This is a genomic window from Rhizobium sp. NPDC092011, assembly GCF_044756305.1.
Lineage (GTDB): Bacteria > Pseudomonadota > Alphaproteobacteria > Rhizobiales > Rhizobiaceae > Rhizobium.
Genome location: NZ_JBIVSO010000007.1, coordinates 248050 through 266041, shown reverse-complemented (window position 1 = coordinate 266041; position 17992 = coordinate 248050). Strand labels below are relative to the sequence as shown.

Below are 17992 nucleotides of genomic sequence, written 5' to 3'. Positions count from 1 at the left end.
ACGGGAATGATCCATGATTACATTTTTCCTTCTCCGGATTGTTAGCGTCCGAGTGGAGGTTTGCTTCTGGGCCATGCCATCGACCAACTGTGTGGGTTTGCGGCAATATCCGGTCAACGGACTATTTTGGGGCGCATTTTTGGGCGGAGAGTGCCAACTCAAGGAGCCGGTGTTGGCACTTTTTGAATCGGCGTTGGGGTTTCCGTACCGAGATCTGCAACAGCTCGTCGCAACTCCCGATGTTGACGGGTCATTTGGCGATGCAAAATCACAATCGGTTTTCACCTGACCGAGAATGGCGCCAGGATTGCCATGTCGAATACAGAGCGACGATCACGACGTTGGGTATCCAGGACGAGAACGCAAGCACCGGAGACATGCTCGAATAGCTCTCATAGCCTAGCGCGAAGCCGATCGGGATCTGAACGCGAAGGACGACGGCTGCAAAGGTCATCGCATAGCTGAACCGCATAAGCAGCCGGTGCCGCACAAAGCTTCGCCGGACGGCTAATATCCAGGCGGCAGCAGTCGTGCCGATCCACAATACGGCAAGAAGTCCAAATCCGAGGCCAGCTCTCGACCCACCTGACGCAAATGGTGCTGTGGCCAACGCTCCAACTCCGGCTACAATGCACGCCACGACATAAACTCGGCCCGACCAGCGGTGCAGTTTCGGATGACGCATCCGCAATCCCGGATAAAACTGGAACGGACCTAAGGCCAAAGCAACAGGGGCAATCAGCATGTGCAAAAGCGCAGGCAGCGGCGCTTGCAGTATGACCGCCTTTATTTTCGGATCGATACCGTACCATGCGTTATCGAGCACGCCATAATATCGCGACGAATATGCGGCCACAGCTATCGCAAGCATGACCATGATGCCCCGTGCGATCGCAGGGAGGTAATTCTCTCTCATATGGTTCCTGCCTTGCAGCTTTGGCTCGTTCAATGCTTCTCTTACGATGGGTATTTTCCCATCGGCTAAACCACACTATGATCGAGCCTCCCTCATCGACAAGATTTGAGGTACGACCGGCGAGGCAAAAGGGTCGAAAAAATGAGTGTTGGGACGAGTGGCGATTTCAACGTGACGGGATCCGGACGGTTTGGCCTGGATGCGGCCACGTTCGCGACAGTCGCAGCTGGCGTAGCTACAGTCGATCTTTCGAACATATTCACTCTTGCCCACAACTCACTCCGCCATGGCCCAGACCTGGGACTATGGATGCCAAGCGTAACCGAGGCGACGAGCGGTGTCTCGATTTTGGGCGCGCTTTGGATTGTTACATTTGCTCTGAGGCACGCAAGGTTTGGTCGGAGGCCATGGCTATCGATGGTTTTCATCCACGGGTTCGCCAGTCTCTGCTTTTCGGCGCAGCATGTCGTCACAATGGTGGCAATGAGAATGACCATCTTCGGGATGATGGGGGTCCATTATCATTTTGAACCAAATGATTGCTTTTATGAATATCGCAAGGATGCCCTGACATATCTGCTCATCGCAACTTTACTAAACATCTTCTACTCGCGTTGGCAGAACCCTATGCGCGAAGCGGCTCTGCAGCTCGAACGTGAGGCAATGTTCGACATCCGTGTAAGGGGTCAAGCCGTACGGATTCCCCTAAGAGCGGTATTGGCTCTGCGTGCCGCCGGCAATTACGTCGAAGTGCTGCTCGAAGATGGACGGCGGCCGCTCGTCCGTGGAACGCTATCCTCCTATGCGGAGCGATTGATCCCATGTGGGTTCGAACGAACGCATCGATCTTGGCTGGTAAACGGAGCTCGCGTAGTCGGACTTCGACCCGCCGGCTCAGGTGACATGCTTGTGGATCTCCCAGGCGGTCATGAAGCACCCCTTTCACGCCGTTGTACGAAAGTACTGCAACGACTAAAATACCTGCAGCAACACGCCTCGCGGTAGCAGACTAAAAGTGCTGCAATACTGTCAAGCTGCGCGCTGCCATAGTAGACGATTGAGCCGCGATCCCATTAGCAACGCCCCCTCCCGCACGCGGAGGCATTCACTCAACGGGCATTTCTAAGCATAATGGCCCTCGATCGAATGTTGTTTCTCGGAGTTCGAGTACATTCGAGAGATCGCACTCCGTGTCAAAAAACCGCAAGAACCGGTCTCGCTGTCGTCACCACCGCCGCTATCGCTTTATCGATCAGACAACTGTCCAAAGCCTAAGCCTTTTAACATGACCTTGCGATCCATCGTTCGGTTGCGCCAGCGAGCTTTCCGACGAAAGCGGCAACTGGCAGCTCCCGATGGGATTGAAACCCGAGACTAGTCTATCGAGACCGCGTGGAATAACATTGAGATCGGAACAGAAATCTGACTAGCGACTGACCACGAACGCGCGCGCAGAGCTTCGCCACAAATGCATTTGGTTTGAGAGCATCGGCGATAGTGAGTGCTCGACCTACCTGCTCATGATTTGACCGACCGTCTCCATGCAGCCGGCGTGACGCCGACGAAAGACTTGAAGATGCGGGTAAAGTGGCTTTGACCGGCGAAACCGCAGCCGATGGCTATTTCCACCAAGGTTGCACCGCCATGCGCAAGCATCGCCTTGGAGCACTCAGTACGGTGCCGCAAGATCCAGCGATGCGGCGAGTCCCCGGTCGTACTCTTGAATGCGCGCACGAAGTAGCTCACGGAAAGTCCACAGTGAGACGCAAGTACTTTTAGAGAGAGATCGTCGTCAGAGAGCGAGGTCATAGCCTCGGTCGCGCGCCGTAACTGCCACGGCGCAAGGGTTCGAATTTTGTCCTTCGCAAGGGTCAAGCTGCCGAAAGCCTGCGCAAAATAGGTATTGACGGCAAGCATGAGCTGTTGGGCATAAAGTGGCCCGATCTCCTGAGGGCGCTCCAGGGCCGGAAGCAGCGCATTTCCCAGATGCCACACCGTCTCGTCAAAAATACCGCCTGGCGGGCAATAGAGCTGATTGATCCTTGCCACGCTGCGTTAATCGGCGATCTCGTCCAGAGCAATCTGCGGAACGGTAAACATCAAATTGTCGAAAGGGCTCAGCAGGTTGGCCTGGGGCTTTTCGAGATGGTTGACAATGCTGCTTGTGCGGGCTGCATATGAGCCGCGGTGGACATATTTCTCGTCAAGGAACGGCTCTCGACTGGTTTGCTCGCGAAATTGCAGAAGGACCAAAAATACCGCCCCACCCTCGTCGGCCACGATATCGGCAGTATGGTCGCCTTTGCTTTCGCGGAAGCCCATCCTGATCGCAACACACGCTTGGTCATGATGGACGCGCCTGTTTCGGAAGTGGCCGTTCTCGATGTATCGCGGGCTAGTCCATATGCGATAGAAAGTCGTCCTGCGCATCCACGAGACTTTCGCATTTGGCAGGCCGACCTTCCAGGCAAAACGAACTATCCCTACGAAGAGAAAGATGTCCACTGGCAGTGTGACCATCGGAAAGAGGCTTATGAGCCTTCACCCCTCTGCCACCTCTTTGAACACAATATTGGAAGCTGCTTTGCAGGCGCTTTCGGCGTCTCGGTCAGTATTCTCTTGTCCAACCACGGTCCGAGAACGTGCCATATTGGCTCGGCCTCATGTGAATAGGAGGATGAGCAAGCGGCCATCGTCGACGCCATTTTTCGCGGTCCTGCCCCTGTAATCTCGCATTCGATAAACGGGCGTTCATGACCATCACAATTGAAGGTCGTCTTGCGCAAGCCAGGAGGTTTTTTAAGCGATTATACCACCCATTCAATGATCACATCTCGTCCCGTTCCCACCATGAGCTGACGGTTTGATGGCTCCCGTTACCGGGTTTCCATCATTCTGGGCTGCAAATCAGCCCTGGATCTCCGCGCCGATACCGACAATAATTCTATGTAATACATCGTATTGATGGGGTCATTTGCCGATTCATAATCACAAGTTTGCAATTCCCGCTCCACCCGTCGGACTTGGCGGCGCTGCCAGTCATGGCTCTCGATCATATGAGCAGAGATTGCCTCGGTGTACTGCACCGAGGAACAACCAGCGAGAAGGCTTTCGGGGACTGCCGAGACCATATATTAAAGTCTTGTGCGAGCGCCAACCGAGGACAGCTTATGCCCCATTCCGTGCAGCGATCCAATCATGATGCGATTACCCCGCTGGAAATCGGCGATCGGCTCGCCATTCGCGAGCTTGTCGACGCCTATGCCCATTGCGCCGACCGACGCGACGCCGAAGGTCAAATGGCTCTGTTCACACCGGATACCGAATTTCTTGTTTTCATGGACAGCCAAAACCCTGTTCCAACGCAGCAGATTCGTGACCGCGAGGGCCTTCGGCCCGTGTTCGATGCCTTGAATGCCTATGAAGCAACGACCCATTTCAACGGCCAGGGCACGGTGACATGGGGGCCGTCGTCGGCAACGGGGATCACCTATTGTCTAGCCCACCATGTCGCGGTCGCCGGCGACAAGCGAAGCCTGATGATTGCGTCCATCAGATACCTCGATCGCTTTGTGAAGATGGAGGGTCGTTGGTATTTCGAGCAGCGCAAGCTGATGGTGGACTGGATCGAAAACCGCCCCCTGACCGGCGGCTAGCGCGGTGACCGATGCTTGATCTGAACGACCTGCGCTTCTTCGCCGCCGTGGTCGATCATGGTGGCTTCTCCGCTGCGGCCCGAAGTCTTCGATTGCCGAAATCAAGGCTGAGCCGCCGTATCACGATCCTGGAGGAACATCTTGGCGTGCGGCTGCTGGAGCGCAGCACGCGACATCTGGTGCTCACCGAGGTGGGGCTCCAGGTCTACGAACATGCCCGAGCCGCCCTGATCGAAAGCGAAGCAATCGAAGACACCGCCCTGCGCACCCATTCGGAACCGAGAGGCCTCGTTCGAGTGAGTTGTCCGCTTGGCCTTCAGCATCTTGTTGCCGCTGAGCTTCCGGCGTTCCTAACCAAATATCCCAAATTGCGCATGCTGGTCACTGTAAGCGATCGCCGTATCGACCTTGTTCATGATGGGGTGGACGTTGCCATTCGCGTGCGCGAGCGTCTGGATACGGATGCCGATCTGCAGGTCAGGAAGATCGGCCTGAGCCGCCGCGCGCTCGTCGCCTCCCCCGATTTCATGGAACAACACGGTCCATTGGAAGATCTCGCCGACCTGGCAGGGATGCCGCTGCTGAGCCAGCAAGAATATGCCGGCATCTGCACATGGAACCTGACCAACACCAGCGGCGATTCCAACACCGTCAACTTCGAGCCAAGACTGGCAACCGGAGGCTTCGACCTGCTTCTTGGCGCCGCTTGCGCGGGGCTTGGCATTGCTCTTCTTCCCCTTGCCAATTGCGAGGTTGAACTTGCGCGCGGACGGCTCATGCGCGTATTGCCGGATTGGTCCGGGACCGACGGAATCTTGCACATCATCTTCACGTCACGCCGAGGAATGCTACCCGGCGTGCGTGCGGTCGTAGATTTCATGAGCGACGTCCTGAAAGGCGCCATTGACTAATGCCGCGGCTGTTCTACCAAGGGAACGATCCGTTACAAAACTGGTAGATTATCAACATCAATGAAACGCGGCATTGTCGCCCCTAAGCAATGGTCACAACGGACCATATGGCTTCAGGAGACGAACATGTTGCAACTCAGACCACGTCACACATTGGACGGTGCCGACCGCGGCTGGCTGAAGGCCCGGCACCATTTCATCGTGTCGCACAACGGCAATGCCGCCAATCATTCGCTTGGCGCCCTGATTGTCTGGAACGACGACGAAATCGCGCCCGGCAGAGGATTTGGACTGCATCCACATTCCGACATGGAGATCATTACCTATGTTCGCGAAGGTGCGGTCACGCACGAAGATAGCGTCGGCAATCTCGGGCGCACGGAAGCGGGCGACGTTCAGGTGATGAGCGCCGGAACAGGGATAATGCATGCGGAGCGCAACGACGGCGACGAACCGCTCAAACTCTTTCAGATCTGGTTGCGCCCCCGGCGAACGGGAGGCGCCCCGCGTTGGGGCACAAAGCGCTTCCCCAAGCGTGAACGGGCTGGCCGCCTCGTCACGCTGGCAAGCGGGATCGTCGGTGATGGCGAGGCACTGTCGATCGGTGCCGATGCACGGGTCCTGGCCGCAACGCTTCTTTCCGGGCAGGTCGTCAAATATCGCCTCCATCCATCCCGCAATGCCTATCTTGCCCCTTCGCAAGGCGCCGTCACAGTAAACGGCCAACGGGTTGTCGCGGGGGATGGCATCGCAGCCATAGCCGAGAACAATCTGACGATCGAAGCCACCGAGGACGCGGAATTCATCCTCGTCGACGCGGCCTGAAGACAACCCACATCAACCCATCGGAATCATCCAATCCCATTGGAACGAAGGAGATATATCATGGAAAATATACGCGTTCTCCCACTGCTCGGCCGCCTTATGATCGGCCTTCCCTTCATGATGAGCGGCCTTGGCAAAATTGCCGCTTATGGACCAACCATTGCCTTGATCCAGGCGGTGGGCCTGCCGATACCACCGCTTGCCTATCTCTGCTCTATCGCGGTCGAGCTCGGCGGCGGACTGCTCCTGGTTCTAGGGTATCGGGTGAAACCCGTTGCCGCGATTATGGCCTTGTTTGCTTTGGCAACCGCCGCATTCTTCCATAGCAACTTTGCCGACCAGAACCAGATGATCCACTTCCTGAAAAACATCATGATGGCCGGCGGCCTGCTGCAGATCGCCTATTTCGGAGCCGGCGCATTCGCCCTCGACAATCGCCGCCTGCGCCGAGCCGCGTCGACCGCGGATCCCAAGCTGGTGCTCAATTCCTGACAGAGGATCCCATGCATGCCGGCCGCAACCCTGTCGATCCAAGGGTCGCGGCCCCTTGCATCAATCATCAAGGCAGGGCTCCTGGCTGCAATAGATCAAGCAATCGGCTCACGTTTCCGGCAGGCATGTCCGGGAGCCCTAAGAACGCCGCCCATCTATATGAACGCCGTCAATTGGCGGACTTCGGATCACGATCGGACAGAATGGAAAGTCTCGAGTGCGGTGTCATCGGCGGCAGCCGGATCAACCGGGTGGCTATCATTGCCGGCAACGGGGAGAACCGGCTGCAAGAGAGGCCGCAACGATCGCTGAAGCCTAGCCGTATTCTACCGAGCCAATTCCTCGCCAACAGCACTAAGCGAGGATCATCGCCGTATCGAGATGGTCCACCCGATGCGAAAACGGCGAGGCGTGCCGCTCTCAATCCAGTGAGGCGTTTTCTATCGGCGAATAGGATGCACGGCAGAACCGAATATCGCCGCGCAAAAATTCTGTTCCCTATCCCTTCGATATTTAGATCATTGCATCGCGCTCGCGAACAAGGCAGCGTACTCCTTCCTTTCGCAGCAGCAGACCAATAGATTTTTGTATTGCCTGGAATCGTTACTATTGGCGGGGATACAGGACAAAGGGGGCTGACACCAAATGGTGACGCGTGCGCAGCAAATTGGCGTCGTTGTCTGCCTGGCCTTCGTCACTGCATTGACGATCCTGCGGGTAAGCGATCCCCCGTTGCTTAGGCTCGCCCGCGATTTGACATTTGACCAGTATCAGCGCCTGGTGCCCCGGACCTTCGAGAACCAACCCGTCCGGGTCATCGATATAGACGAAGCATCACTACACGAATTCGGCCAATGGCCCTGGCCAAGAAACAGGATTGCCGCGCTTGTGAACAGGCTTTCCGATTTGGGCGCCTCCGCTATCGCTTTCGACATCCTCTTCGCCGAGCCCGACCGCCTATCGCCTCGCAATGTCGTTCGCGATGTTACCGGCATTGATCCCTCACTGCTGGGAAAGCTACCAGACAATGATGAGATTTTCGCCCGATCGCTATCGGGAAGGCCGGTGGTGCTGGGCTTCGGCCTCTCCAACGCGGGAAACTATTTGCCACCGGTGAAGGTGGGCTTTGCCTATACCGGCGAAAGTCCCTTCGGCGCGCCGCCCGCGATCAGGGCGGCGACGCCGCTGCAACCGCAATTGGAAGCCAATGCCGCAGGCCTCGGGCATATCAGCCTCAATCCAGGTGCATCATCGGCCGTTGTGCGTACGGTTCCGCTTTTCCTCAGCGACGGCAAGCAGCTTTACCCCAGTCTTGCGCTCGAAGCGCTCCGTGTCGCACAGGGAGCCTCCACCTACCTGCTCGACGCCGCGCCGGATACGCCGAATACACTAACCCGGGTCAAGATCGGGAATTTCGTGGTACCGGTAACGGCCGCAGGAGAGCTCTGGCTCTATGTCAGCCGGGACACTACGCAACGGTATATTTCTGCAAGTAAGATACTTGCGACGGGAGACATCGCCGCCGACATCAGAGCCGCCATCGAAGGCAGTATCGTTTTCGTCGGAACCTCTGCTTCAGGGCTCCAGGATGTCCGCACAACGGCCCTAGGTGAAAACGTGCCGGGTGTCTCCATCCATGCGCAGATCGTCGAGCAGATCCTTTCGGGCCGTTTCCTTTCCCGGCCGGATTGGGCCAACGGTTTGGAAGTCCTGTCCATCGCGGTGTTGGGCGGCCTTCTGGTGATCCTCACCACCTTCGTCAATCCGGCCGTCGCACTTGCGTGCGGCCTGCTGATTACCTCTTTTGCCCTCATCGCCTCCTGGCTTGCCTTCCATTATGGCGGGCTTCTGTTCGACCCGCTGGCACCGATCGTCGCAGGATCGATCACGCATTTTGCCGCGACGGCGTTCCGCTTTCTCGTCATCGATCGGGAGCGGCGCGACGTGCGGCGGGCTTTCGGCCACTATCTCTCACCATCGCTGCTCCATCGCATCGAGCATACGCCCGATGCCCTGCGCCTTGGAGGAGACGAGCGCGAGTTGACCGTCATGTTCGTCGACGTGCGAAACTTCACCCAGATCAGCGAGGAGATGACCCCGAGCGCCGTCGTCGCGTTTTTGAACACGCTCCTCGATGCGTTAAGCCACCATGTCATCGTCAATGAAGGCACGCTCGACAAATTCATCGGAGACTCAATCATGGCCTTCTGGAACGCTCCCGTCGATGTCTCCGATCATGCCGGCAAGGCCGTGCATGCAGCCCTGGGCATGCGAGACACGCTCGCCCGGCTGAACGACGAGGATGCATTCGGTTTCGGAGACGCGCGGCGCGTCGGAATTGGGATTGGCATACATACGGGGCTTGCATGCGTCGGCAATATGGGGGCCGAGACACGCTTCAACTACACCGCAGTCGGCGACGCCGTGAACATCGCCGCGCGTATCGAATCTGCCTGCAAGGACATCAATTTCGACATTCTGATATCCGAAGCGACAGCAAGCTTGCTTCCCGATTACGCTCTGCTCGAGGCGGGAGCGCTGACGCTAAAGGGTAAGAGTATGCGAAGCAAACTCTTTGCGGTGGTCGGTGATGCGCGCCTGGCAGAATCCGCTGATTTTGTCGAACTCCGGGCTGTGCACAGGCAGCTTGTCGCTGCCCTGCGAACACGATCGGCGAGCAGTCGAAAACTTGTCAGCGCTGCAAAATCTAACGCCCAGATTGCGACGACAGGACTGTTGCACGAGTTTTATAGCCAGATTTCGCGTCGAGCCAGACACTTCGCCGATGAGCCCGCAGACAAGGCTGTCGACATCTAGCTGGGTTTGCAGCCATTGCCCGAAACGCCCGCAAGCTAGCGATGATGGTGCCCGCCATCGTCGTCGCCATGATCGCCGTCTTGGTCGCCGCTGCGATGATCATGATCGTGATACCTGTCCGGTTTGTCGGGTGTGCTTGTCGGATCTGGGACATTCGGCGTGCTGGGCGTTGTCTGCGGAGCAGCGGGCGCATCGGCGCGCGGCGATTCCGGCGTGCTGCTAGGTACGCCAGGCGTATCGTGTTGTGCCGGAGCAGGATTGTTTGCCGGAGCGCTGCGTGGAGATATCCCGTTGGGCCGATCTTTCATCGCCGTCGACAGACCGCAGCTGCCGCCAAAACCCATGCGTCCCGAAAGTTGTTGATCCCCGGACAGAAACGGCAAAGCTCTCTGGTTGCCGAGCGTCTTGAGAACATCACGGTCGACCCGGCGAGGATCGCTTATCTGGCCGTTGCGTCTGGCAACAACACAGTCGCATTGCTGCTTCAGTTGTCTGCAACCACCCGCGCCGCAAAATTGCGCAGCGCCGCTCAAAAGAACGACCGCCGTTGTGCCGTTGGCAGCGACATAAAAGTCAAACACGGTCCCGCGCACCCCGATCGTTCCGGCGGGCGTCACGATTTGATATGCTGAAGAGTTGGAGTTTCCGCTCACCCAGCGGAACGTGCCCTTTGCGGCCTTTATGGCGAGCTTCTTGACTGAGCCCGAGTCATCGAAAACGAACTTGTCGATGACAACAGACGATCCGGCTCCGACAGCCAATTTCGTGCCGTCTCGAAATGTGAACTGCCCAAGGCCCGAAAGGGAGGTACGAATCTGCTCGTCACGGTGAACGGGATCATCGACTGCCAGCGGACCGCCGGCGCCCGTAACTTCGGTCTTAATCAACACCGCCTGGCCGACCTTCTCGGCGGCTTTCGAAGACAACGGTGCGAGCAGTATGGAGCTCAACACAATGGTCACGGCGTGACGCAGATACAACATCCCACCCTCCAAGCATACCCATGTCTTAGCACGAGGCAATCTTGAATACAAATCGGTGTTGATGATTACATAATTCTTATACTTGATTTCGCTTGAATTTAAATTCGCGATATCACAGACTTTTTCTACCAAAAGTATTATTTATATATCTCCAGTGGAAGAAATCACACAAATTCACGAGAATTTACATTATCATATCGCCTCTATAATACTCGGAAATAGAGAAAATATTGAGCCTCTCGGCGTTTTGGCCGCCATTTCAACTTCACACTGACCCATTCGGACGTATCTGACACACTGAAAGGCCCATCAGCTCGGCTAGGTAGCCGGCTCATCACGAAAGGCAAAGCTGGGTTGAAGCAACGCGCAAATCAACAGGGTCACGCTGTTGTCGCAAAAGCACTCGGTCGCAGGCTCCTCGACAATTGCCGAGGCACTTCGCGCCTCGAGCGGACGTCACTGTACCGCGTACAAGGAGCCCAATTTCTGACGGCACTGTCATGATCAATGGCTTCGGTGGAAACAGCAGGCGAAACCGCCGGCTTTAAACTTTGAGTTGACCAGATGCTCTAGCTGGTCCTATCCACAACCGATGACAAACGCTTTCCGCTTCGCGATTGAAAACATGGTGGGAAACACGGTAGCCACGCGTCTGATGGCGTGGGCCTGGCTCGGCTTGTTTCCGTCTCTCGGCTGTGGACACGCCAGGCGTCTGCCGCTCCGCACTGCCAACCCAGGGGCCGATGTCACGTCGGCTACCTAGCCGCTACGGACAGTGGCAACGGCCTTTGGGGGCGGTATGACAGAGTGCAGGAATAGTTGCAGCAGGAAAACAGGAACAATGCAAGAATGGCAAAACTAGCTTCATTTGGAGTGCTCGCCGCAGTTGCCTTTGCGACGGCAATCGGGAACACCTACGCAGCGAACCGACTGTTGACGGAGTCTCCCGACGGGTCCACGAAAGCGCTCCTTGCCACGATGACACCTGAATCTAAATGTCAGGTCCTGGTGGATGCGATGCGCACCAACAACGAAGCAGTAATCCGATGGGGCTCCGTACTGATCGAGATGTCAGTCATGTCCGGTTCCAACATTTTCCGAAACGAATTCGGCCAGACGGAGGTCAAGGAGCTCCATCGGCGCTCATTTAGCGGATGCGCCGAGCATCCCGGCGACACGATTTCCAGCCAGGCACGCGCATCATTTCAGTCAATTACAGATGAGATTCACAGACCAGGCTATCGCGACGGCCCGGAACTGGATGATGTGTCCCTCCCAGCGAATGTCCAGACAGCCGCAGAAAAGCTTCGGTCGATGCTGCCTGACGCCCCGGTCGTATCCGAAGCCAGAATCACAATGAAAGCGAAAGACGGCTCGAAACCGGGCGGAGAGACAACGCTCACGATTAAACCGCATAAGGGTGGAACGACCCACGTTCGGGAAGACTACAGGAATTTCACCATGGATCGCGAATTGATGGGTCTGGTACAGTTGAAATCCAGAAATAATGCGCGGGGATACACAGAGCCTTCGGGAGACCAGAGGATAACGACCACGACGGCGATCGCTCTGGAGGCATCGACATGGACCGCCGGAGGCTCCTTTTCATTCGAGATTGATACTTCAGCACGAGGTGGCGCGTTGAGAACCTCCTGCAAAATCGGTCAACAGGTTGACGCCAGCGTGGTCCATTCATCTCTTACCGGCCGCGCATGGCCGCTGGCGTGCGAAAGTTCCGATTCGAAAAGCCAAGGATACTACATCGAGGAACTTCGCTATTATTTGAGAATGCATAGCGAATCCAAGTATGGAATTGCCGATGACCGCATCGAGCATCTCGACATCACTCGCTGAACCCGTCATCCCTTCCCTAAAGCGCCATTCCGATGAGCTTGTGGGATTCCCGTTTTCATCCCTTGCGATACGGTTCGGCGGGTTCGGAGCTGGTTCCAGGACGGATGAAATGTCAGAAGACGACATCCTCTCGCATTCGAGCGCAGGGGCCAATCGCCATCAGGCGGGAACTCAGTCGCGCCTTAGAACCTACCGCGCCTGACCGCCGGCAATTTGCCTTGACCAACCCAGCCCGCCCGGCGGTTGTGGCGAGAAACGACGCTCCAAGTGGCTTCGCGCAGCGAATTTGCCACGTGCCTTTAGCCGGATTGCGCACAGGTTATATCTCGCTGCGGAAAGGGCTCAGAACCTGCGCCCCATAAATCCGCTGGACCAAAGCCGGCTGAGGCACAGAAGTCTGGCTGAGGCATAATCGGTGGAATTGCACTCCAAAACGGCTCGAGATTGTCCGCCGGCAGTACTTACTCAACCGAGAGCACTTCACCCGTTCGCCGATCGATCACAACCTTTATGTCGTCGCCATCTCGATCTGAACCTTCGACGATGAACACATTTCGCCTGCGGGCGACGTCATCGACCTCGCGCACGCCTTCATCCCGGGCGATGCGAATGGCCTGTCGTTCGCTGATACCCATGTCGACGGGCGGCGGCTCCATGCCGGGATTGACGCGCACACCACCAGGACCGATCTCAATACTTTGTGAGAACGATGGCGTTGCCGATGTGATCAGCACGAGTGCAGTGGCCGCTATAGCAAGATTCTTGAACATGGGGGCATCCAGAGAAATGATGAGTTTCGTATCGCAACGACTTTGTCTCGCTGTTTCACGGAGAATAATCAAGGGCCCCATTTGCACTCAGATAGCCTCAGACACCAGCATCGCGAGCAGCTTAGCCGATCACTGCACCAGGACGGTTGCTGTTTTGACGGCATGAGGTCTTACAAACGGGATGACCTTGATGAGATGGGCACATCGGGATTCCGCCGTCAGCAAAAGATCGTCAATCAGCCTCATGAAATCCACATCCCGCAAGCCCGGGAAAGGGAGAGCAGCCTCGCCCATATGCGTCCCGAGAATGACCGCCGGCGGATGGTTTGCGATGATCAAGGCCATACGATTTTCCGCGAGATCATTCAGTGGTTCACCTAAGCCGCCAACCACTTTATGTGCTTGTCGCATTTAAGGTTTCTCGTTGTTGATCGAACGCAATGTGGTAACAGCCCGTGCCTTGGCCAATGGTGTCAACAGCCAGTCGCATTTTAGCGATCAGGTCCAGGTTCGGCGCAACGACGTCTTGTCCAGCCTTTGGACCGACCCAAGAACGACAGGCCGGATCAGTGCTGTTCGAAGGGGGCCATCGCATCGACGGTGCACCTAGATATCATCCGTGATCGAGATGGCGCTCGAACAAAGAGGAGCTGATTTTCGTTCGCAAAATGTCGGGACCAAGAAGCCACTTGTGACGACAGGTCAGACTAAGGTCTGAATACACAGGGCATAGGTCCTATAGCCGTGGACGGGGTGAGATTTTAGCGGTGGCAGTAGGATTGACGCGTAAATTTAACCGATATGTCCATGCATTCCGACCGGCCCGATCACATCAACGATCGCTTGAACTAGCGCCGTTCATGTCCGCTAAAGCATCTCTCATTGATGAGCTCGAAATACTGAAAATTCCTCGATACGGCAGATCAAGATCAACAATTACGAACATGACGCTGGAAATAGAGATAACACCAATCGCCAGAACAACCACAGTCATCCGCTTAAGGGGAATTTGAAGGCCAAAGCTCAAGAACACTAAACTTAGCCAAAATGCTATGATAAGGATGAAGAAGATTCCCGAACGGGCATGCGTGTCTTCGATTACGGCCCATCGCGCTTGCTCCGCCATGTCGAATGAAGTCTGGCACCTTCTTGAGACGACTGCATCCCGACCTTCACTTGGGTTATATGAAGCAATTGCCAATCCAACCTCGTCGAATAGCCTCGCTAAAGCTGGATCTTCCCCGCGCAACGCCATATGAGTTGTGTCTGGCATCCCTTCAACGCTTGGCTTGGTTTCGGTCGGCCAAGTACTCGCGATGACTGCGGCGGTGTATTGATGTAGCTGCAATCTCGCAGGGCTCAGGGAACTCCCGAGATCCCGTAAGCACTGGTCGAGATTCGTCAGTCGAGCCGCATAAGTCGATCGATCGGAGTTGGCCGTATCAAACGAAGATCTTGCATTGGAAAGTTGGAGACTTAAGATCAGAGCCGCGAAGGTAACAAGAAGGCTGGTAACAAGGCGGACAGCTTCCATGTTTTCTTTCGAGAAATGCTCGTCCGGCAATCTCTGTCGCAGAGCAAGTCCAGCGAGCGCGCTTATGCTGAAAAGAGAAAGAAATGCTATTCCAAAAGCGATTTCCATTTTACCTCAGCGCTCGATTGGACCTCATTTATTGCTGCATCAATACTCGCTTGTCTTTTTTCGCGGAGGTAATCTTATCTTCCGACCGAGAACACCGTCAATCTCTACAGGATAACCGCAACCATTCCGAGGACGGTGAGTTTTTTAACCAGCCGCAATCAATCTAAGTCTCATTGGCGATGCAGTCGGCGTTACAGACGACATGGGTCGGGATAGATGAGTGAGCATTGGCCTTTGCGGAAAGGGCGCCACTGCGGATCTTGTCGCTTATCCGCGCGTCTCTCCATGCCTTCTACGTCGGCACAACGGTGTTTCTGGTCTATTGTGAGCTCATCGTGCGTGGAGCCGTGGACTTCGGTTGGCCTTCGCAGACTGTCCAACAGCGCCTCGAGCTCGTCGTCTTCGGGCCAGGTCTGTTTTGCCGGCTCTTTCTCTTTGCCACCCTTTTCCGGCCAGCGTCTTGATCGCAATCGGTGAGATCCTGTTCATGGGGCCGCTCCATTCCCTGATCGATGGCATTGCGCTGCCGATATGGGCCTACTGGGATCCTTCCGGACATGTGCTGCCTTTGTTCAAAGTTTCGCGGCATCAGGCACCATTCGAGGCGTGTCTGGCCGGGTCCGTGGCTGCGAGCGTCACCTCTTGGTATTCTGCGTCGCGCAGACCTAAACACTTTGAGAGGCGCGTTTCGGAATAGACCGACAACATCAAAAACCGCCCAATCGGACCGGGCGGCTAAGCCACCTTCGGGTGGTAGCGCAACGCCGTTTGCGGCAATGCTGGCCGTGATCGCCATCAGCGGCGGGGCGAGCATCCGCAACATCCCTATACGCGCCAGCTTCTTTCAGCGGTATGAGTCGAGAGATAGGCGGCCTATTGGGTGGCATTGATGGGAATTAAACCGCCCCTCTGTTTTTCTCGACTTCCTCATCAGATCCGCAACTTAATTTTAGCCCGAGAACATGGATAGTCCCGCGGTGGATCCACATAGCTCAGCGCTAGGCCGAGGTCCGAATGCGGTTGGACTGAGATCCTGCAAAGTCGCATATGCTCCTCCTGGACGAGATGAACAAGCGAAAGCGGAAAGAGTTACCCCTTTCCGCCAGAGTTGCCAGGCTCATAGGTAAGGCGGATCTATTTTGAACAGGTCCAGCTCACGATATGGCAACCACTATCGTTTGCGGCACAGTTCGAAAGCGCGGTGTATTGGGCTCGGGCGCGTCTTTCGCTCCAGCCATAGCCGTAGCCATGGTTGTTGCCGGTAGCGAGCGCCCCGCACGCATTGCGGAAGTAAACCACGACCCGGCAATCATCAGCGTATGAGGAGCATCCCGACAAAGCTTCATCCTCTGCATCGGCCCGGGTCGAATAATTATGGGAAGAGCCGTAAGAGCCCGAGCTTTTGGAATAGGCAATCGCCCCGAATTGGGCCGCAGACGCTGCACCGGTGGTGAAGGTGATCGCCAGAGCGCTGATCAGCGCAGTAAATCTCATTGATGTCATGTTTCTTGATCCCAAGTGATGGTGGAGCGTCATTAATCTGGTTTTCAGAATGCGAGTTCACACAGCTGGCATGTAGCGCTTGGTCTCGCATTGGGTGTGCTCCCTCAACTGATCAGCGCGCCATCGAGATCCCGCCTTGGATGGAATTAGAGACAAATCATCCACCTGTGCGACGCTATGGATGGTTTCGCTCGTTACAAGTCCTCCGTTCATCCCATGAAGATGTCCCGCCTTGCCGGAGGCTGCGGCTTGCGTGATTGACACGGCCGGAGCGAGAATTCACCGGACGGGATCGAGGCTACCTATGACTCCGTCGAACTTGGCTTTGTTGGCCCTGTCGCCTTCACGTGTACCCCCAAGAAACGCGCCATCGATTGGCAACCGCGACCATGTCATCTCGAAATTCTGCGGGCCGTCCTTGTTCGAACCGTCGAAGGTAGTATCCGTCGCCTTCGTTGATCCGAAGTGGACTTTTTTCTACTGCATCGAAGACTCGTCAATCTTGACCTCGGAATCCCTCAGAAACACCTTCACTGCTTCACTCGTGGCGGCTTCCACATCGTCTGCAGCAAGCACTTAATCGCCAAAACGGGAATGATCCATGATTTCATTTTCCTTCTCCGGATTGCTATCGTCCGAGTGGAGGTTTGCTTCTGCATCAGGCCCGTCGACCAACTGTGTAGGTCTGCGGCTATATCCGGTCAACGGACTATTTTTGGGCGTATTATCGATTTTGGGCAGAGAGTGCCAACTCAAGGAGCCGGTGTTCGCACGTTTTAAATCAGCACCGGATCTCTGCACCGAGAACTACAATAACCCTTGGTAATTCCAGGTATTGACCGGGTCTTTTGTCGATACAAATCACAATTGGCTGACGTTGATCGTTAGATTACATCGACCAGGGTCTTGCCGGTCACCTTCTCGTCCCCAGGGCATCATGCGCCTCGATGATCCGTTCAAGTGGAACCCGCATGCCGATTTTGGGATTATACGCCCCTGCTGAAATGCATGTGGTAATCGCGTCGATAGCGGCGCGCTTTGCCTCGACCGGCACGTTATAGATGAAGACGAAACGGAATGCGCCCCCCAACCATTGCCTTGGGGAGTTGCAGAGACAGTTCATCGGTCGCATCGCAGACCACAATCGCCTCAGACTGTGAGAAGCTGAGTTCCAAAGGGCGATGCGCGGCCGTGCGTCGCGGCTAAGGCATCTAGGTCAGGTCCGGCAGGACCTGAACTTATTCACGCGTTCCGGAGGTGTATGGCAGCCCACTGGTTTTCGCGAGCCGGTGGGTTTCGCATGCTGTCCAGTAAGTGCGCGGTTGAAGAAATCGACGAGCCCAAAGGGTACGCGATGACCGAGGCAGAGATCCAGGATCTGGTATGCGTCGACAGCTTCGGACGCGCTTCGGGGGAACATTGCCTCCTCGTAGATGGAGAGTGCCGCTTCAATGTCGCCAGGGTGTGCGGCAATCGCTTTTCCAAGCTCCGCACCATCAAACATTGCAAGGTTCGCCCCCTCGCCCGATAGCGGCATCAGGTGCGCGGCGTCGCCGATAAGTGTCACACCCGGCGCACGATCCCAACGCTGTGCGTCCGGAAGCGTATAGATCATGCGCGGGA

The 17992-nt window shown here is 56.1% G+C and carries 17 protein-coding genes; 9 read left to right on the top strand and 8 right to left on the bottom strand.

Annotated features, from left to right (window positions below):
- The first annotated feature begins 13 nt into the window (after positions 1-13).
- Positions 14-289 (top strand): hypothetical protein, encoded by a 276-nt coding sequence (locus ACIQJ2_RS25590; protein ID WP_400677622.1) that lies wholly within the window; start codon positions 14-16, stop codon positions 287-289.
- Here ACIQJ2_RS25590 and ACIQJ2_RS25585 read toward each other — a convergent pair.
- Positions 269-877 carry a DUF2306 domain-containing protein gene (locus tag ACIQJ2_RS25585; RefSeq protein ID WP_400677621.1) on the bottom strand — a complete coding sequence of 203 codons (609 nt, stop codon included), beginning with the start codon at positions 875-877 and terminating at the stop codon, positions 269-271. The genes ACIQJ2_RS25590 and ACIQJ2_RS25585 overlap by 21 nt on opposite strands.
- Before the next feature lie 456 nt (positions 878-1333).
- Between ACIQJ2_RS25585 and ACIQJ2_RS25580 the strand changes: the two genes are divergently transcribed.
- Complete coding sequence (locus ACIQJ2_RS25580; protein WP_400677619.1) at positions 1334-1921, top strand: LytTR family DNA-binding domain-containing protein; 588 nt, start codon at positions 1334-1336, stop codon at positions 1919-1921.
- A gap of 513 nt (positions 1922-2434) precedes the next feature.
- Here ACIQJ2_RS25580 and ACIQJ2_RS25575 read toward each other — a convergent pair.
- The gene (locus ACIQJ2_RS25575) at positions 2435-2965 is read right to left on the bottom strand and encodes a helix-turn-helix domain-containing protein (RefSeq protein WP_400677618.1); all 531 of its coding nucleotides are present in this window, start codon (positions 2963-2965) and stop codon (positions 2435-2437) included.
- Positions 2966-3208: 243 nt separating this feature from the next.
- Between ACIQJ2_RS25575 and ACIQJ2_RS25570 the strand changes: the two genes are divergently transcribed.
- The 6 genes from ACIQJ2_RS25570 to ACIQJ2_RS25545 all read left to right on the top strand — a co-directional run bounded on the left by ACIQJ2_RS25570 (position 3209) and on the right by ACIQJ2_RS25545 (position 9617).
- Complete coding sequence (locus ACIQJ2_RS25570; RefSeq protein WP_400677679.1) at positions 3209-3589, top strand: hypothetical protein; 381 nt, start codon at positions 3209-3211, stop codon at positions 3587-3589.
- Between the two features lie 497 nt (positions 3590-4086).
- Entirely contained in the window at positions 4087-4572 is a 486-nt protein-coding gene (locus ACIQJ2_RS25565) for a nuclear transport factor 2 family protein (RefSeq protein ID WP_400677617.1), read from the top strand.
- A gap of 11 nt (positions 4573-4583) precedes the next feature.
- The gene (locus ACIQJ2_RS25560) at positions 4584-5483 is read left to right on the top strand and encodes a LysR substrate-binding domain-containing protein (RefSeq protein WP_400677615.1); all 900 of its coding nucleotides are present in this window, start codon (positions 4584-4586) and stop codon (positions 5481-5483) included.
- Between the two features lie 126 nt (positions 5484-5609).
- Positions 5610-6308: a pirin family protein gene (locus tag ACIQJ2_RS25555; protein ID WP_400677613.1), complete on the top strand. Its 699-nt coding sequence runs from the start codon at positions 5610-5612 to the stop codon at positions 6306-6308.
- 60 nt (positions 6309-6368) lie between these two features.
- Positions 6369-6800: a DoxX family protein gene (locus ACIQJ2_RS25550; protein WP_199144402.1), complete on the top strand. Its 432-nt coding sequence runs from the start codon at positions 6369-6371 to the stop codon at positions 6798-6800.
- A gap of 645 nt (positions 6801-7445) precedes the next feature.
- Positions 7446-9617 carry a CHASE2 domain-containing protein gene (locus tag ACIQJ2_RS25545; protein ID WP_400746623.1) on the top strand — a complete coding sequence of 724 codons (2172 nt, stop codon included), beginning with the start codon at positions 7446-7448 and terminating at the stop codon, positions 9615-9617.
- Positions 9618-9652: 35 nt separating this feature from the next.
- Here ACIQJ2_RS25545 and ACIQJ2_RS25540 read toward each other — a convergent pair whose 3' ends face one another.
- Positions 9653-10600, bottom strand: a complete 948-nt coding sequence (locus ACIQJ2_RS25540; protein ID WP_400671764.1) for a FecR domain-containing protein — start codon at positions 10598-10600, stop codon at positions 9653-9655.
- Positions 10601-11419: 819 nt separating this feature from the next.
- On the opposite strand from ACIQJ2_RS25540, the gene ACIQJ2_RS25535 reads away from it, so the two are divergent.
- On the top strand, positions 11420-12454 hold the full coding sequence (locus ACIQJ2_RS25535; protein WP_400671290.1) for a hypothetical protein: 1035 nt from the start codon (positions 11420-11422) through the stop codon (positions 12452-12454).
- 461 nt (positions 12455-12915) lie between these two features.
- Here ACIQJ2_RS25535 and ACIQJ2_RS25530 read toward each other — a convergent pair whose 3' ends face one another.
- The 5 genes from ACIQJ2_RS25530 to ACIQJ2_RS25510 form a co-directional block, all read right to left on the bottom strand.
- The gene (locus ACIQJ2_RS25530; protein ID WP_199144396.1) at positions 12916-13224 is read right to left on the bottom strand and encodes a PepSY domain-containing protein; all 309 of its coding nucleotides are present in this window, start codon (positions 13222-13224) and stop codon (positions 12916-12918) included.
- A 129-nt stretch (positions 13225-13353) separates the two neighbouring features.
- A complete protein-coding gene (locus ACIQJ2_RS25525; protein WP_400671293.1) occupies positions 13354-13569 on the bottom strand; it encodes a hypothetical protein in 216 nt (71 codons plus the stop codon).
- A 487-nt stretch (positions 13570-14056) separates the two neighbouring features.
- Positions 14057-14866, bottom strand: coding sequence for a hypothetical protein (locus ACIQJ2_RS25520; RefSeq protein WP_400671295.1), 810 nt, complete (start codon positions 14864-14866; stop codon positions 14057-14059).
- A 1134-nt stretch (positions 14867-16000) separates the two neighbouring features.
- Positions 16001-16369: a DUF4189 domain-containing protein gene (locus tag ACIQJ2_RS25515; protein WP_400671298.1), complete on the bottom strand. Its 369-nt coding sequence runs from the start codon at positions 16367-16369 to the stop codon at positions 16001-16003.
- A gap of 1216 nt (positions 16370-17585) precedes the next feature.
- Entirely contained in the window at positions 17586-17984 is a 399-nt protein-coding gene (locus tag ACIQJ2_RS25510) for an FAD-dependent monooxygenase (protein WP_199144388.1), read from the bottom strand.
- Positions 17985-17992 lie beyond the last annotated feature (8 nt).